13 protein-coding genes, 1 pseudogene and 1 CRISPR repeat array are annotated in these 16,822 nt (G+C 46.2%); of the genes and pseudogenes, 3 read left to right on the top strand and 11 right to left on the bottom strand.

Annotated features, from left to right (window positions below):
• Positions 1-63: 63 nt before the first annotated feature.
• The 3 genes from QUB56_RS15915 to pdhA all read right to left on the bottom strand — a co-directional run bounded on the left by QUB56_RS15915 (position 64) and on the right by pdhA (position 1,790).
• A complete protein-coding gene (locus tag QUB56_RS15915) occupies positions 64-192 on the bottom strand; it encodes a hypothetical protein (RefSeq protein WP_332956359.1) in 129 nt (42 codons plus the stop codon).
• A 154-nt stretch (positions 193-346) separates the two neighbouring features.
• Positions 347-538, bottom strand: coding sequence for a hypothetical protein (locus QUB56_RS15910; RefSeq protein ID WP_332956356.1), 192 nt, complete (start codon positions 536-538; stop codon positions 347-349).
• 214 nt (positions 539-752) lie between these two features.
• Positions 753-1,790 carry a pyruvate dehydrogenase (acetyl-transferring) E1 component subunit alpha gene (pdhA, locus tag QUB56_RS15905; RefSeq protein ID WP_332956355.1) on the bottom strand — a complete coding sequence of 346 codons (1,038 nt, stop codon included), beginning with the start codon at positions 1,788-1,790 and terminating at the stop codon, positions 753-755.
• 446 nt (positions 1,791-2,236) lie between these two features.
• On the opposite strand from pdhA, the gene QUB56_RS15900 reads away from it, so the two are divergent.
• From QUB56_RS15900 to QUB56_RS15890, 3 genes and pseudogenes are all read left to right on the top strand, one after another.
• Positions 2,237-4,546 (top strand): IMS domain-containing protein, encoded by a 2,310-nt coding sequence (locus QUB56_RS15900; RefSeq protein WP_332956354.1) that lies wholly within the window; start codon positions 2,237-2,239, stop codon positions 4,544-4,546.
• Between the two features lie 465 nt (positions 4,547-5,011).
• Positions 5,012-5,563, top strand: a complete 552-nt coding sequence (locus tag QUB56_RS15895; protein WP_332956352.1) for a hypothetical protein — start codon at positions 5,012-5,014, stop codon at positions 5,561-5,563.
• Between the two features lie 12 nt (positions 5,564-5,575).
• Positions 5,576-6,163 (top strand): annotated as a pseudogene (locus tag QUB56_RS15890) (glycosyltransferase family 4 protein); the annotation flags it as partial.
• A 77-nt stretch (positions 6,164-6,240) separates the two neighbouring features.
• A CRISPR array of direct repeats spans positions 6,241-9,945; the repeat unit is 37 nt; unit sequence GTTTCAATCCCTGATAGGGTTTTAGGTTTTTTCCGGC.
• A 254-nt stretch (positions 9,946-10,199) separates the two neighbouring features.
• Here the strand turns inward: QUB56_RS15890 and cas2 are convergent.
• From cas2 to cas10d, 8 genes are all read right to left on the bottom strand, one after another.
• Positions 10,200-10,472, bottom strand: coding sequence for a CRISPR-associated endonuclease Cas2 (cas2, locus tag QUB56_RS15885; protein WP_332956351.1), 273 nt, complete (start codon positions 10,470-10,472; stop codon positions 10,200-10,202).
• A 16-nt stretch (positions 10,473-10,488) separates the two neighbouring features.
• Entirely contained in the window at positions 10,489-11,493 is a 1,005-nt protein-coding gene (cas1d, locus tag QUB56_RS15880; RefSeq protein WP_332956350.1) for a type I-D CRISPR-associated endonuclease Cas1d, read from the bottom strand.
• Between the two features lie 22 nt (positions 11,494-11,515).
• Positions 11,516-12,109, bottom strand: a complete 594-nt coding sequence (gene cas4, locus QUB56_RS15875; RefSeq protein ID WP_332956349.1) for a CRISPR-associated protein Cas4 — start codon at positions 12,107-12,109, stop codon at positions 11,516-11,518.
• 71 nt (positions 12,110-12,180) lie between these two features.
• Positions 12,181-12,468 carry a hypothetical protein gene (locus tag QUB56_RS15870; protein ID WP_332956347.1) on the bottom strand — a complete coding sequence of 96 codons (288 nt, stop codon included), beginning with the start codon at positions 12,466-12,468 and terminating at the stop codon, positions 12,181-12,183.
• An 84-nt stretch (positions 12,469-12,552) separates the two neighbouring features.
• Positions 12,553-13,389, bottom strand: coding sequence for a CRISPR-associated endoribonuclease Cas6 (gene cas6 / locus QUB56_RS15865; RefSeq protein WP_332956345.1), 837 nt, complete (start codon positions 13,387-13,389; stop codon positions 12,553-12,555).
• A gap of 90 nt (positions 13,390-13,479) precedes the next feature.
• A complete protein-coding gene (cas5d, locus tag QUB56_RS15860; RefSeq protein ID WP_332956343.1) occupies positions 13,480-14,187 on the bottom strand; it encodes a type I-D CRISPR-associated protein Cas5/Csc1 in 708 nt (235 codons plus the stop codon).
• Between the two features lie 5 nt (positions 14,188-14,192).
• Positions 14,193-15,206, bottom strand: a complete 1,014-nt coding sequence (gene cas7d, locus QUB56_RS15855; protein ID WP_332956342.1) for a type I-D CRISPR-associated protein Cas7/Csc2 — start codon at positions 15,204-15,206, stop codon at positions 14,193-14,195.
• Positions 15,207-15,250: 44 nt separating this feature from the next.
• Complete coding sequence (gene cas10d, locus QUB56_RS15850; protein WP_332956340.1) at positions 15,251-16,780, bottom strand: type I-D CRISPR-associated protein Cas10d/Csc3; 1,530 nt, start codon at positions 16,778-16,780, stop codon at positions 15,251-15,253.
• Between the last annotated feature and the right edge of the window lie 42 nt (positions 16,781-16,822).

Here is a 16,822-nt window from a genome sequence, read left to right as displayed (position 1 = left end):
CATGATGCAGCTATCAGCACTCGAACATAATAAATAAAGGAAACCTTTAAACTGGATTTAGTATTAAACTCTCAATACAGGCCTTTCGGGATTTTCAGGATTGGGAATTAGAGGCTGATTTTTGCAATCTACTAGCAAATCTAAAGTTTCTAACACTGTTTGACCGATTAGCACCCTATCGCCTAAAACCATTGCCTCCTCAATTGTCTCGCGCCCTTCTATAGCAATCCTAAATCATTTGTGTAATTCTTGTAGGGGCAAACCCCCCGTGGTTGCCCCGATGCAGGCCGGGGTAGGCAAAGAAAGGCACTACCCCTACATTTTTTTACGACTCCTGCAAGGATTGCTATATTTCAATGAGAACAGGCTTTGTTAATCCCACTGTTTCTTGTCTGCCAGCGGCATATTGTGCTATTTCTTGACTCCGAATTCTTAAGCCGAGGTGTTCCACGACATCTGCAGGTAACGCAGTTCTGAGGGAGCCGCTATCTATTAGTGCTTCTGCTTCGTACACGCGCCACAGATTGGGATTTAGCAATCCTCTTTTGACTAACTCTTCATCAATTGCATTCGTGAGCTTGACTTTGACTCGAACTGCACCTATATTTTTGGTTTTTTGACTTCGATCGCGATCGCGATTTATCCGATCGCCTCTGTTGTCTAGAAAGTCTACCTTAGATTCTAGCTTTGAATTCGTGCAGCCACAGGTGTTAACCTGTAGGCTGCAACCTCCGGCAAAATATCTCTAAAGACTATTCATCTTCAGCATAGATAAACCGATACAATTCGCTAGGATCTGGCTCGGGGCTTTTCTCAGCAAAATCTACCGCATCATCAATTACTCCTTGAATCTTATTATCGATCTCTTTTAATTCTTCAGCAGTTGCCAAAGTTCGATCGATCAACTCACCAGCCAACTTCTTAATCGGATCGCGGGGGAACCAATATTCCTTCTCTTCCTTAGAACGCAATTCATCAGGATCGGCCAAAGAATGGCCGCGAAAGCGATAAGTCAAAGCCTCGATTAAAGTCGGTCCCTCGCCGGCTCGTGCCCGCGCTACCGCTTCTTTCGCCACTTCGCGCACCGCCAAAACATCCATCCCGTCAACCTCAAAACCAGCCATGCCAAAAGCATGAGCCTTTTTGTAAATCAGCGGATCGGAAGTAGCTCGCTCGTGGGCCATCCCGATCGCCCATTTGTTATTTTCCACGACATAAATAATTGGCAACTTCCACAAAGCCGCCATATTCAAACACTCAAAAAACTGGCCGTTATTTGCAGCACCATCGCCAAAAAAACAAGCAGTCACCCCATCAGAACTCTCATCCCCCAAAGCTTCGCGCCGGTACTTCGATTGAAAAGCCGCCCCCGTAGCTACAGGAATCCCCTCAGCCACAAAAGCATAGCCCCCCAAGAGTCGGTGTTCGGCCGAAAACATATGCATCGAACCGCCGCGGCCCTTCGAGCAACCAGTTTCCTTCCCGAACAACTCCGCCATTACCTCCCGCGCCGGGACGCCCGCGCTCAAAGCGTGAACGTGATCGCGGTAGGTGCTGCTGACGTAATCGGTATCATCCCGGCGCATCGATCGAATCACGCCTGTAGACACAGCTTCCTGACCGTTGTACAAGTGGACAAAACCAAACATTTTGCCCCGGTAGTACATCTCAGCACACTTGTCCTCAAAGTAGCGCCCCAAGACCATATCCTCGTAGAGCATCAAGCCCTCATCCCGAGAAAGGTTTACGCTTTGCGCGTCAAAAACTGGTAAAGTCCGTTCCTGAACCATAAATAATTAATACCCGACGATCGGCTTCCTAGACATCTAAATTTAAACCCAGATGGGACACAACCGCAGCAGAAAAAGCTCGAACCTTTTCTGTGCAGCAGTTCACCAATTGTTAAAATGACTAGGGCAGGGGGGCGGATTGGCCGGACTGGGAGAACCAACTCCCATCTAAACCCGATGCCAAGGAATGATATAATTCCATTACTCTCAAACCCGAAAATGCTCAAGAGTCAAACAACTCATTTAGCTGACGGGTAGTGGGGCAAAGCATTTTCCTCACTGTAAAACGCTGTAGAGGAAAAAAAATCAGAGTATCTCTACGGCAAGTCCAAGATAGCGTGAATTGGGCAGTTGGAAGCCAACACCAGAATTTTTGATTTGGTTTGCGGGAGTATCTCACTTAAGATAGGCTAATTCAGTTGCTAGCGCTTTGGGGAAGTGGACGAGTGTTAATTCCACTAGATTACTACCGGATTTTGGGTCTACCGATTCAAGCTACTGCCGAACAGTTGCAGCAGGCTCACCGCGATCGAACTTTACAGCTTCCGCGCAGGGAGTATTCCGAAGTTGCGATCGTCGCCCGCAAACAACTGCTCGATGAAGCCTGCGCCGTTCTGTCAGACTCAGACGGGCGCAAAGCTTATGATGCCAGTTTTTTAGCCAAAACTTACGATCGAGAGTCGGAAGCCGCACTCGAAGCCAAGCACCAGAGGTCGAAAACCTCAGCAGGCACGGCCACAGTTTTGCAAGACGCAGGAGAAACCGCTGCTGCAGAATCCAAGGCTTTAGAGGCTGCTCCCGACCCGCACACTCCAAGTATTGAAATCGATGACAACCAATTCGTAGGAGCCCTGCTCGTACTGCAAGAACTGGGGGAATACGAACTCGTACAGAAGCTGGGTCGCCCGTATCTCAACAATGGCAGCATCGGGATAGCCGAAGGTCGTTTCGGCGACCCCCAGCTCGTGCGGCCAGATATAGTTTTAACCGTCAGCCTTGCCTGTCTAGAACTCGGCCGCGAACAGTGGCAGCAAGGTCAGTACGAAAAAGCTGCAAAATCATTAGAAGCAGGCCAAGAACTGCTGCTGCGCGAAAGCTTATTTCCAAGCGTGAGGGGTGAAATGCAAGCCGACCTATATAAATTGCGTCCGTACAACATTTTAGAGTTACTATCCCTCCCCGAAGAAAAAGTCGCCGAGCGTCGCAAGGGACTGCAAATCCTGCGAGAAATGCTTCAAGAACGAGGCGGGATAGACGGATCGGGAGACGATCGATCGGGTTTAGGGATAGAAGACTTCCTCCGCTTCGTGCAGCAAATGCGGAAACACTTAACCAGCAGCGAGCAGCAGGCTTTATTTGAAGCCGAAGCCGGCCGCCCCTCCGCAGTCGCCACTTACCTCTCGGTCTACACCCTGTTAGCCCAAGGATTTGCCGCCAGACAGCCATCGATGATCCGTCGCGCCAAGCTGATGCTGATGCAGCTAGGTCGCCGCCAAGACGTTCACCTGGAAAAAGCCGTTTGTTCCCTGCTGCTGGGCCAGACAGAAGAAGCCAGCAGAGCCCTGGAACTGAGTTCGGAAAAAGAACCCCTCGCCTTCATTCGCGAACATTCCCAAGATTCTCCCGATTTGTTGCCCGGACTGTGCTTGTACGCCGAACACTGGCTGCAAGAAGAAGTGTTTCCCCACTTCCGCGACTTGGCAAACCAGTCAGTATCCCTAAAAGATTACTTTGCCGACCCGAAAGTACAAGCTTACCTAGAAGCTTTGCCGCTCGAGGCAGAAACCGCTAATGAATGGGTGGTGGTGCAGCCCCGCTCCGGCAAGCCCTCGGCGCGACTGCAACCGACAGCAGGCCGATCGCCCGCAGCAGTACCCCCACCACCGAGCAAGCAGGGAGCCAGTACCGTCACTTTGACCCCCGTACCAGCCGGCGTCTCCACCGCAGGCTCAGGACCGAAATCCCCGGCAACGGGGGCGGTGCCGAGACCGGGTGCCGCCGTGTCTCTCCCGACAGCTACGGCGGGACCTCCCCCAGACTCGACTTCTAAACAACGCAGACGCAAAAATTCAGGGCGCAGCGGAGCAAGCGGCAAGGGCCTAACAGGCGATTTGGTCGATCGCACCCGCACCCAGGCAGCACAAATTTCCGCCAAAGTCAAGTCCATGCCTCGAAACAGGCTGGCTCTGTTTCTAGTCGCAGGTGTCGTGAGCCTGTTATTTCTGTGGTTAATACTCAGTTTGTTGGCGAGCGCGATACAAGCTCTGTCGGGTCCATCCCTGCAAGGAGAGCAAGCCTCCGTCGGGCTGGAAGCACCGCCGGTAGAAATCCCCGCCGTTTCCGCAGCCCCTGAGCCGAGGGCCGCGGCGTCGGGAGCAATGACTGAGGAAGCAGCAAGAGAGTTAGTTCAAAGCTGGCTGTCGGCGAAAGCGGCGGCTTTGGGCCCTAAGCACGCTGTGGAAGAATTAAAGCAAGTTCTCACGGAACCGGCTTTGTCTCGCTGGCAATTAATGGCAGAAGCTCAACAGCGAAACAACGCTTACCAGCGTTATGTACACAAGCTGGAAGTTAATGGAATTACCGCAAATCCGACTAATCCCGATCGCGTCCAAGTAGATGCCCAAGTAGCTGAAAAAGCCGAAGTGTTCGATCGCGATCAGCCAGTTTCTTCGCGCAACGAAAACCTGCGGGTGCGCTACGATTTGATCCGCCAAGAGGGAGAGTGGCGGATTATGGATTGGCAAGTGATTAAGTAAGGAATTGTTCGGTTCACAGTTGACAGTTGACAGTTGACAGTTGAGGGCAAGAGAGCGACCTCTACCTGGAAGGAACAGGATTGGAGTAATGAACAGTCTTCTTTTAATTTCTCCCGATCGGGCTTTGGGCTTTAAATCAATTCTTTCTGGTAATTGGTAATATCAACTCCGGTAGCATCGGAATTAATATTACTCACAGTCAGGACACGGCGAGTGCCTTAGTCCCTACCCCCATTAATTGTAGGGACACGGCACTGCCGTGTCCTCTATATCATTCCGATGCTACCGGAAACAATATAATTGGTAATTGGTAATTTCTGAGTGCTAGTTGCTAATTACCAATGTCTGATTATTAGTTAAATTTTTAATTCCAAAAGGGGCAGTTTTGAATGGCAGATTATTGTTGAAGGCTGGCGTTTTATTTATCATTCTTATTGTGTAGCCAATCAATTTCAACTGCTGGAAATGGTCGTGAAGCGCAGCTATCCCGTAGGGAATCGCCCGCGAGGACAAATTGAGCTTTTCCACCGCGATATGGCCTATATAGACGCTGCTTGGGAGACAAAATTTAGTTGGTTCGATCGCCCAAATGAAACTTTACTCCGCAGCATTAACAGCCCTGCGGTAAATCAGTCTGCGGATGTGACGCTGCGAATGTACTGCCCCTGGGACTTCTCGGCATCCTGCAGCGCAACAACTTGGGGATTGGCAGCGACAGAATGGGGGATTGTTACGAGTACAGTATTGCAGGGGATGGGGGTTAAGTCGATCGCAGAAACTGGGGTTAATTCAGAAACGAAAATTATTACACCGTCGGAGTGGTCAAAAGCGGGGTTAATTCGGAGCGGTGTTGAGGCCGATCGCATTGCGGTGGTACCTTTGGGAATCGATCCTAAAATTTATTATCCTGTCTCGGGCGATCGGCGTCAATTGCTGGGCGAAAGGTTGGGCTGGTCAAACTATTTTATATTTTTAAACATCGGAGGGCAAACGGACCGCAAAGGTATTCGCCCTTGATTAAAAGCCTTCGCTGCGGTAGTTGACAAATATCCCGATGCGAGATTAGTTTTAAAAGGTTCAGAAGTGCTTTATCCGTCGAGAGACGAGATTGCCGAAGCCTGCCGAGTTGTGCTCGACGATGGGGAAAGAGCGAGAGTTTTACCGAGATTAATTTATACTGGCGGGCAGCTATCTTTTGCTCAAATAGCTGAGTTTTACCAAGCAGCAGATGCTTGTGTTTCTCCGTATTTGGCAGAAGGTTTTAATCTGCCGGTGTTGGAAGCTGCTGCTTGCGGTTTGCCGGTGATTTGCACTCTTGGCGGCCCTACGGATGATTTTACGCGATCGGACTTTGCACTGCAAATTGAAAGTAAATTTATGGCTGTGGCGAGGGAGGGGGAAACTTTATTTATGTTAGGTCCTGAGTGGGAACATTTGACAGATTTGATGCGAAGGGCGATCGAACAGCCTGGAATCGCTGCGAAAGCTAGGGTTGCGGGCCCGGGTTTTGTGACTGAAAATTTTACTTGGAGGCGGGTTGTCGATCGATTGCTTGAGGTTATGGGAGGAGATAAAAAGAGTGAGGAGAAGTCTATTTTTGAGCCAATAATTTTGTAGTTTGGGCGTTTCAAGCCCTAGATGGGGAAATAGGTTTTTTCCGGCAATTAATGATTCTGCAAATGCCGATCGAGGCAGTTTCAATCCCTGATAGGGTTTTAGGTTTTTTCCGGCCTTTTGGCAACCATTTCACTTTACATTCACACTGCCGTTTCAATCCCTGATAGGGTTTTAGGTTTTTTCCGGCCTGGCAGCGTCCGTGTCGGCTTTCCCGATCGCTAGTTTCAATCCCTGATAGGGTTTTAGGTTTTTTCCGGCTGATGCGACAATCTTTATCCTTGGTGCGTCCGCAGTTTCAATCCCTGATAGGGTTTTAGGTTTTTTCCGGCGCAATGCCGGCATCCCCTTGCGAGTCATCCAGAGTTTCAATCCCTGATAGGGTTTTAGGTTTTTTCCGGCTGATGCGACAATCTTTATCCTTGGTGCGTCCGCAGTTTCAATCCCTGATAGGGTTTTAGGTTTTTTCCGGCATAGGTATTACATCCGACATTCTTGCCGACGCACTAGTTTCAATCCCTGATAGGGTTTTAGGTTTTTTCCGGCTGCATAAAGGCAAGCTTGAATACTGGGAGCCATTTAGTTTCAATCCCTGATAGGGTTTTAGGTTTTTTCCGGCTCTACTTGCCTGGTATTTAGAAAAAATTAACTTGGTTTCAATCCCTGATAGGGTTTTAGGTTTTTTCCGGCGACACTGTACCCGGTGGCAGTCACACAAATAACCCGTTTCAATCCCTGATAGGGTTTTAGGTTTTTTCCGGCTTTGGATTATGGGAGCGGGCGGGCAATCGAGTTAGTTTCAATCCCTGATAGGGTTTTAGGTTTTTTCCGGCCTCGTCCAGCAGTTGCAATCGCAGCTCAGTTGTTCTCTTGTTTCAATCCCTGATAGGGTTTTAGGTTTTTTCCGGCTTTGCTTGCGCCGCCAACTTGTGCCACGAAATGCCCCAACGCTGGCGGTGGATGTCTAGTTGGGCATACAATGTTTCAATCCCTGATAGGGTTTTAGGTTTTTTCCGGCTTGCTCGTTTCTGCTAGCAGCACAACAGGGTCAAGTTTCAATCCCTGATAGGGTTTTAGGTTTTTTCCGGCTTGGGTTGACTAACTCAGCTATTTTTTTGTCTCAATATGTTTCAATCCCTGATAGGGTTTTAGGTTTTTTCCGGCTGTGCTGGCATTAGTAAGATCGGGAACTAATGCAGGTTTCAATCCCTGATAGGGTTTTAGGTTTTTTCCGGCAAGCGTCCCTTTCTGCCTTGTCTCGCTTTGCTTCGTTTCAATCCCTGATAGGGTTTTAGGTTTTTTCCGGCAAGGAAAGCCGCGTTTATATATTTATTTTGCTGAGGTTTCAATCCCTGATAGGGTTTTAGGTTTTTTCCGGCTAGCTGGCAGTAACCCCGATTTTGCATCCCAATCCTTGTTTCAATCCCTGATAGGGTTTTAGGTTTTTTCCGGCCTAAAGCGGTGATTTTCAAGCCAGGAACTGGTAGGTTTCAATCCCTGATAGGGTTTTAGGTTTTTTCCGGCTTTGCTGATGCCGTCAGTGTCATCTTGTCTGTCTCCTGGTTTCAATCCCTGATAGGGTTTTAGGTTTTTTCCGGCTTGATGCGGCGATTCGCCGTCTACAGCTTGTGCTTTGTTTCAATCCCTGATAGGGTTTTAGGTTTTTTCCGGCTACATTTGAGTCAGAATGGAAATTATTTGGAATAGTTTCAATCCCTGATAGGGTTTTAGGTTTTTTCCGGCCGGGTTGCTAAAAGTTTTTGCCCAGTGTCTGAGAAGTTTCAATCCCTGATAGGGTTTTAGGTTTTTTCCGGCTTTCAAATTCAGTTCCACCGCCAGTAAATTGATTAGTTTCAATCCCTGATAGGGTTTTAGGTTTTTTCCGGCTTGGGTTGACTGGTTAAAATATTTCCGAACTTTGTGTTTCAATCCCTGATAGGGTTTTAGGTTTTTTCCGGCCCCTTATCGGCAGCGCCTGTCTGATATGCCCAACGGCGTTTCAATCCCTGATAGGGTTTTAGGTTTTTTCCGGCCGTAGTGTGCGATCGCTGGTGCAACTGTACTATCCACGTTTCAATCCCTGATAGGGTTTTAGGTTTTTTCCGGCTGTAAATGGAATAAGAGAGAGCAACGACTCGAATTGTTTCAATCCCTGATAGGGTTTTAGGTTTTTTCCGGCTTCAAGCACTACACATTTATGAGTGCTACTCCTAGTTTCAATCCCTGATAGGGTTTTAGGTTTTTTCCGGCGTTATTATCCAAAAAATAGAGGAGATGGTAGTAAATCTAGTTTCAATCCCTGATAGGGTTTTAGGTTTTTTCCGGCTTCAGCCGTTAACCCAACCAAAAAAATAATCATGACTGTTTCAATCCCTGATAGGGTTTTAGGTTTTTTCCGGCAGTTCTTCTACTATTCCTACTACTTTAGAAAGATTAGTTTCAATCCCTGATAGGGTTTTAGGTTTTTTCCGGCGTAGCACTTGGAAATCTTCTAAAGCTTTTTGGACGTTTCAATCCCTGATAGGGTTTTAGGTTTTTTCCGGCATACTTGGCACATTCTCTTTCACTATAGATGATGACACGTTTCAATCCCTGATAGGGTTTTAGGTTTTTTCCGGCTAGAATCTATTGGCGCGTGTGCGGCTTCTATTTCTGTTTCAATCCCTGATAGGGTTTTAGGTTTTTTCCGGCCGAGGTGAAATTTTAACAAAGTTCGATCCAACTTTGTTTCAATCCCTGATAGGGTTTTAGGTTTTTTCCGGCGAGTATTATCTAGTCTCAAACAGAAGAAATTACATTGTTTCAATCCCTGATAGGGTTTTAGGTTTTTTCCGGCGTTACTAATAGCAGGATTAGGTTGTCTGAAGAATGTTTCAATCCCTGATAGGGTTTTAGGTTTTTTCCGGCAGCCCTATTGAATTTATCCCTTCTGAAATTACAGGTTTCAATCCCTGATAGGGTTTTAGGTTTTTTCCGGCTCAATTGAGTGTCAGCCAAACGAGATAAACTTGGCGCGTTTCAATCCCTGATAGGGTTTTAGGTTTTTTCCGGCTTATTGATTTAAATAATACAGATAAGATTGTCAGTTTCAATCCCTGATAGGGTTTTAGGTTTTTTCCGGCTGGATTCGCTCTTGGCAAGTCAAGTGAAAAAAGCGGGTGTTTCAATCCCTGATAGGGTTTTAGGTTTTTTCCGGCCTGGCGTAAGGGCGTCTTCAGGTTTTATCCTTGAAAAGTTTCAATCCCTGATAGGGTTTTAGGTTTTTTCCGGCCCAAGTTTCACAAGGTTTAACTTTCAATTCAATAGGTTTCAATCCCTGATAGGGTTTTAGGTTTTTTCCGGCTTCAGTATGTGACTATCTCCTTGGGGCCTTTTTCGCAGTTTCAATCCCTGATAGGGTTTTAGGTTTTTTCCGGCGTAGAAACAAAGCGATATCAGCTTCTTTACGACGTTTCAATCCCTGATAGGGTTTTAGGTTTTTTCCGGCTTTACTGTTAGCCAAATAAATCTTTTTGCCGGCAGCGTTTCAATCCCTGATAGGGTTTTAGGTTTTTTCCGGCAGTAGCTTTATAGGCAGGGTCGATGGCCGCTGCAGTTTCAATCCCTGATAGGGTTTTAGGTTTTTTCCGGCTCATTGGATTCGGGGAAAGAGGAATCGATTTCTGTGTTTCAATCCCTGATAGGGTTTTAGGTTTTTTCCGGCCAGCGCTGGCAATGCTTCAGTAGTCGGTTCGATCGAATACGGCTCGTTTCAATCCCTGATAGGGTTTTAGGTTTTTTCCGGCCGCCGGGGTCTAGGAGGCTTGAAATATAAGGTTTTCAAGGTTCATTTGCGTCTGAATGGAATCAATATACCATTTGGCCGATCGCCCTGTCAAGAAAGCAAAACTCAAATATACCTCAAACTCTTTCCCAGTAAGCATTACAGCATTTGCGTCTGACCCCCATGACGTACAAACCACTGCAAACCCAGTCCTAGTAAAGCTTTCGACCATTAAAATTCACCCCCTCCCTTCAACACCTATAGCCAGACGCAAAATCAAACCATAAAGATCGTAGTATCCAGCGGTGCCCTGCCACCAATCCGCTCTATCTTCCCCTGACAGCAAGCACACAAAAAGTGAAACAGAATACTATCTTCTTCCGACTTAATCACCCTACTCAGACGTTGGCGCATCCGAGCATACTGGGTATCCGTCACCTCGCAATGAAACACCGAATACTGCTTCCATTCCCCATAAGACTTGAGAATATTGTGAATCTTAGTGCGGCGCTTGTCCTCAGATATATCATAGCAAACCAAAACAAACATAACTCGATCGCCCTCCCTATTTCAAAATCAAAGGTGGATACTTATCAACTTCACCCATCAAATACTTAGCCATCAGCCGCCCTTGAATCTCAAACGCTTCTTGATAGCTACACAACTTTCCCATGACTGGATGCTTGAACTTTGACTGTTTCTTTTGCTCGTAAAGTCGCAAAAAATTGTGCAGCCCTTCTTTTGTTAAAGAAACCGCCCCGCTCAGCGGTTCTGCCGTAAAATCCTGAGGGGAAACTTTCTGCAAATTTATCGCCGTCAACACTACAGCATCAACTACCAAAGGTCGAAATTCTTCCATCAAATCCAGTGCTAAGGAAGGACGGCCATAGCGCTCGAAATGCAAATATCCCAAATACGGATCGAACCCCACAATATTTACCGCACTTTGAACATCGTGCCGCAGCAGAGAATATCCCAAACTTAACAGAGAATTTACCGGATCCGTAGGCGGACGGCGGCGGCGAACTTCAAAGCTAAAATCCGGCACCCGAATCAGCCGATTGAAGCAGCCAAAATAAGTCGCGCTACCCGCCCCCTCCAATCCTCGCAGAGAATTAATACTCGAAGTTTTCTCAATAGACGCGATGACTTGTTTCAATTGTGCGATCGGTTTTTCCAAATCCTGGGGAGAATATTTGCGCTGACATTCTAACAAAGTATTGCGGTAATTCTTGAGCTTCCCCCGTACAAACCCTCTCACTAAATGTACCGACTTTTCCGATTCCCCAGCCGCTTGCCACTGAGCTTTTCGCACAAAAATGTTTTTCGTCATTTCCGGTTCCAACCTCCCCAAATAACGTCCGTTTACCGTCAAAAAACTCAAAGGAATGTGACGTTCCAAAAGTTCCACCACCACAGCAGGCGAAACTGTGGCCCGTCCCAAAGCAACAACCCCATCAATTTTGATTAATGGCACGTCCAACAGATTTTTTTTGTCAGCTTTAACCGTAAGACGTTCGTCAACTTTGCCGATAAAAGCATCTTCTTGAGTAATATAAACTGTTCCCATTGTCAATTCTCCTATTTGCTGGTTAACTTGCTTCTTGATACCGCAGGACTTTCTGTGCAGCTTGCGGCAAACATTGCTGATAAAGGCTGCAACCTTGACAGCGTTTGCTATAATAAGCTGGAGGCATTTTGCCAGTTTGTAGTAAAATTTGGATAGCGTTGATAGTGGCGATCGCCTCTTCTCTCAATTGCTCAGAAATCTCCACTAATTGTCGCTGGTGCGACTGCGCGTAATACACATATCCAGCCGCAATAGTTTTCCCCGTCATCTCCTCCAAACAAAGCGCTTGAGCGCAAACTTGCAACTCATCATTATCCCATTCCCCCTTCCCTCCCCGCTTGTATTCCACCGGATAAATCTCCCCCTCAGCAGACTCAATCAAATCCGATTTACCAATCAGTTTATAGCGCTCGGATTTCAGCCAAATCGCCCGCACCTGCCAAGTTTCATCCCGGTTAATTTCGCCCATCCTGTGAACGCGATCGTGCAAAGTCGTCCCTTCAATGGTATACTGATTGTCCGCAAATTCCCCCGCACAAAACATCCGCCAGCAGCGGTGAGCGCAATAGGAATACTGGTTAAGCGACGCAATAGAAATGTAATCAAAATCATTCATAATTTTGATGGTTTGTAAGAGATTGGTAATTGGGAATTAGCGATCCGCCAGTCCGCCAGGGGTTGAAACATTTAATTTTGCCGTGGGGGCGAAAGAATTTGAGGAATTAGCGATTTGCCAGTTATCCGCCAGTTATCCGCCAGTCCGCCAGGGGTTGAAACCCCTGTCTCATAGCTAAAGTCGGTTGAAACCGACTGAAGAAGTAATTTAATCATTGATGATATTTTGAGCTTATCGGTAACAGTAAGCGCCAAGATTGAAACCGACTGAAGAAGTAATTTAATCATTGATGATATTTTGAGCTTATCGGTAACAGTAAGCACAAAGGTTGAAACCGACTGAAGAAGTAATTTGATCATTCATACTTGCAGTCCTCTTAAGAGGACTTTAGCTTTGAGGCAGGGGTTTCAACCCCTGCCGGACTATGGGTTTTACGTTAAGTTTCAAGAACTTTTTTTAACAACTATTCGCCTAGTCATTCCCATCCCCATCGGAGTTTTTCTCCCCACCCCGCAGTAAACAGCAAAATCAGCCAAAGCATTAACTTGCTTAATCATTAAAGGCTCCACATCTCCCAAAATCCGATAACTAACCTCCCCAACCATGCCGACAAAATTGCTTTCATAGTTAGTCAACTTTTCAGTCCGGATATTGACAAATGTCGAAAAAAGTGCATCTAAGGAAAGATCCGGAATTGCGATCGGGCTGTACTTATTCCACCGACTGAGGAGACTATTAAAAACGCAATCTCTAGTAGGAATCACCGAATCGAATTTCCCTTGCCTAAAAGTAGTAGGAGTCGCAAAACTGAAGGCAATTAAGCGGTTAGTTTCCGAAGCTTGTTCGTAAAGTTGAGAGTAAGTACAAGCATTAGCCCAAGGTTGATCTAATTGAGCAGTCCCCAGGATATTCGCAATCACCAAATCCGCCGGGCCAAGGTGCCACGGCTTGGAGGGATTGAGATTCAGCCAAAGATTCGTTAACTTGCCAAATAAAGTGTCATCAAGGAGAGTAATCCGCCACCAACAGAGAGAGTGTGCTGGAATCGATTGTGTGTGTTCCCATTGCAGGGAATGGTGTTTTTTGAAAGGGCATTTTTTAGTTTGCAAAGGGCTGAGAGTGAAGGATTTTTGGGCGGTGGCTTCGTGGAGGTAATCACCGAGTTTTTTGTCAACGGAACTCACGAGGGTGAGGAAGAGGGCGTGCAGGTGTCTTCCGGTGAGGTATCCGGGGGGAATTGGGGCCAGGGGAAGGATGTTGAGGACTAGGCTGTGTGGCATATTGGTTAATGGTTAATGCTTAAAATTGGTTTAGTTTTTATCGTTCCCAGGTTCAACCTGGGAACGCATTTCTCGAGGCTCTGCCTCCTATTAATCAGCCCTAAAACGGTATTCCATACAAGCTGGAATTTTGAGTTGGTCAAACTCGTAATATCGCCCTAGCATTTTGACATTTTGGATGAGGCTAACCGGAGGCATATTAACCACATCGTAGCTAATCACTTGATGGGAAAATATCACATCTAAAGGGTTGAGAAGATAGGGAAAAATGAAGTCTGTTTCTGAGGGCGATCGCTTCACTTCCTTCTGTTCTAAAATTTCGACGGCTGCTTTGCTCATCCACTTTCCCAACCGTATCCACTTTGCCAGTTTCAGAGACTTATCTGAAATTATGAAAAACTCAAATTTGCTTTCCGGCGCAATTTCTTTTGTTCTGCCAAAACCGGGGATATTTTTCTGGGTTTTCTCCATCTCAACGTGATAGTTATTGTTGGCGTATTTCCAAGTGTTGAGAGTAGAGGAGTGAGAAATAGATCGCGCCGGAGTAACATAAATCCTCTGTTGGTTGAGCGCGGTTAAATGCCGCTCGTATTTAGGAACTTGTTCGGGACAGAAATAGCGATAGGAATGTTCTTCAGAAACGGTGGTGGAATAGATTTCGCTATCCACCAAACCGAGGGCGTAACAAAGCGCGTAATTGTGAATTACTGGCTCTGTTTCGTAAAGTCTCCCTATCTCGCGAGTTGCAAAATAAAGGCTATCGTGCAACTCGATTTGACAGCGGTAAATAAAAGCCACGATTTTTACTCCGTAGGTGCAACTGCTTTCTTACCTTTCTTGCCTTTTTCAGAACTCTTTAAGATATGTTTCTGAGCGTAAGCTGTTGATTCGGTATTGGCTTGAGTCAGCATTGCTTGCAGTTTAGTTTCATTGCTGGAAATCGATTTAACCTCCGCCAAAAGGCTATCAAAAGATTCGCCGAGAAAATCGCGGTGCGAGATGCACTCTCCCTCCATCAGTTCAGTAATTGCTCGATTCGCATGAGTCAAAACATCATTTTCATTGAGAGGATCTGGGGGATTAATTTTGCCAGCAGCACTCATCAAATCGTAGATTTTTTGCGTCCACCGCAGATTGCTAACAATCTCGCCATCAGCAAAAATTACCCCGATCAATTCATTGCGAACTCGACCCGTGCGAGTAGTTTGCGCTCCGTAGTGCCGCGTTCGGAGAATGTTATTAAAAACGTAGATAAAACCAGTTTCTGTCGGGTCTTTCAAGGTTACAATGCTGGGAAAAAAGACTTGAGGCAAAATGTGGTCTTGACTGTTGATGCGACTGGTAACTTCTCCCTGACGGCTCATTGTTCCGCTTTCAAACGGTGCATTGAGGGTGAAATTGAGGTGAGAATCGTCGAAGGGGGTAATGGAATAAGCAGTGTCTACAACTACTTTGGATTTCTCAGAACCGGAATCGCCGATCGCAAAACCGTACAAAATGCAATCAGGAGTAGTTTTGCTAAAATCGACGTTGTAGTCGCACTTTTCCCAGTCGCCAATTTTGTAATTTCGCAGCAACTCCCGTCCTGTCAAGCGTTCTGGTGTAGACTGTTTCCGCTTAAACATTGCTAAACGGCTGATGTGCGTTTTGTCTTCAATTCCAGCACTTACTCTGGCTTTATTCAATTCGCCGTCTGTCTGAAACAGCGGATAAGATTCGGTGACGCGAACGGTGATAAAATGAGCGTATTTTCCCATCGGTTTTGCGGGAATTTCATCGTGAAATAATTTTGAATCAAGAGTTTTCAGAAATTTCATGGTTGGATTCTCCAGTAAGTAATGATTAAACAACTGCGGATAAGTTAGAGTGATTCTGCTTCTAATTCGGGAATTTCATCAGGTTCATCCTGTTTGCGTTCCCGGCGTTCTTTGTCATCTTCCAAGCGATAAAGGTAATCGCAAGTATCCCGAATCAAGTTGAGTTGAGTGCCTGCTAAACGCGCGCGATCGCCCTTCAGACTCCCATCAAAAATTACCTCCACAAAATACTTAGCAAAATCATAAATTGCTTGCCGTTCTTCCTCAGAAGTCAAAGCAGGTTTCCACTTCCCATCAACAAAAGCAAGTCTTGGTTTGCCTTCCGCCGCCCGCCGCCGCACGTTATTCATCAGCTTTGACAAACGTCCCGCCACAATATCTGTTAAAGATTCAGTATTGTTGGCTAAAGATTTATCAAATTTCAGAATAACGTCAGCAGCTTCGTCAATAGGTTTCAGCACGGCATTAGCTTTCGCATATTGACTTTTTGCCCGATAAAAGCGGCGGTACAGTTCGGTCAATTCTCGCATTTGATTCATGGTTTCTCCTTGGGGTTGAAAGTAGTAGTAAAAATTTAGGTACAGGCGGATTTTGGCAATCGGCACAGACTCGATTTTGTCTTGTTTCCGCAGCCATTTATTCAGGTAGTGAAAGACATAAAGAGGACTGGTTTCTAAATCGCGTGCTAAATCTGACAATTTCCCCCAGTCGGGATTGCCATCTTTTTTGCGGTTGACTTCTAAGTGAATGCAGTAAGCGGCACTTAAAGCATTTAGCGGTGAAATTTTAGGCGGATTTGATGGCGGAGGCAAAATGCCGTCTAAGCGATATTCATCTTGCTTAATCAGAGAACGAATTGCTTGATGTTCGCCATCAATCACAACAGTTTTTTCAAAATCTGCACCGCTAATAAAGGGCGGGACTGGCGACTCGGATGCAACTGTTTTGACATCGAGAATTAGCGGTAAAGCAAAGGCTAACCAAGTCGGCATTACCCAGGATTCGGTATCTGTGGCATCTTTTCCCGGTGGCAAAGCTAAGAAGAAAAAGGTCAGCGGTTGATTGTCGGGATAGCCGATCTTGAAAGTGCGATCGTCTTCTGCTGGCAAATTCTCCTGAATCAATAATGAATCAACTTGTTGATAATTGTCAAGGGTAAAATTGGCAATTTGTTTGTCAGTAATTAAATGCTTGCGAATATCAGCATCAAATCTCGTCCTAGCAATCCAACTGTAAGCTTTCTGAAGAAATTTGTTGGTTTCTGGAGTAAAGAAGTAAGCGGGATAAAGATAGAGATAGCGGTATTTGCGCCCTTCAAAGTCTCCTCCCGTGGCATTGGTTTGATTCATCAAAATTTGTCTCAGCATGATTTCGATAGACCAAATTGAGCAAATTTGACGTTTGGCAGCTTGCGCGTTAAACAAAATTTGGCGGTTGCTGTAAACTTGGGGAGTAAATAAAGTCGCCGCCTCCATTTGTTCCGTCACAGTGTAAGCCGAACTCGACATCGCACAAACATTTTCGCGTCCTCTCCCTGTGGGTAGTGCTTTTTTGTAAAGGACAGAGGAAAACAATCTATCTTATTATGCAATCCCCATTTTTTTTCTGATTTGTTG

The organism is Microcoleus sp. AR_TQ3_B6 (genome assembly GCF_036702785.1).
Classification (GTDB): Bacteria; Cyanobacteriota; Cyanobacteriia; order Cyanobacteriales; family Microcoleaceae; genus Microcoleus.
This window is presented reverse-complemented; position numbering and strand designations above follow the sequence as displayed.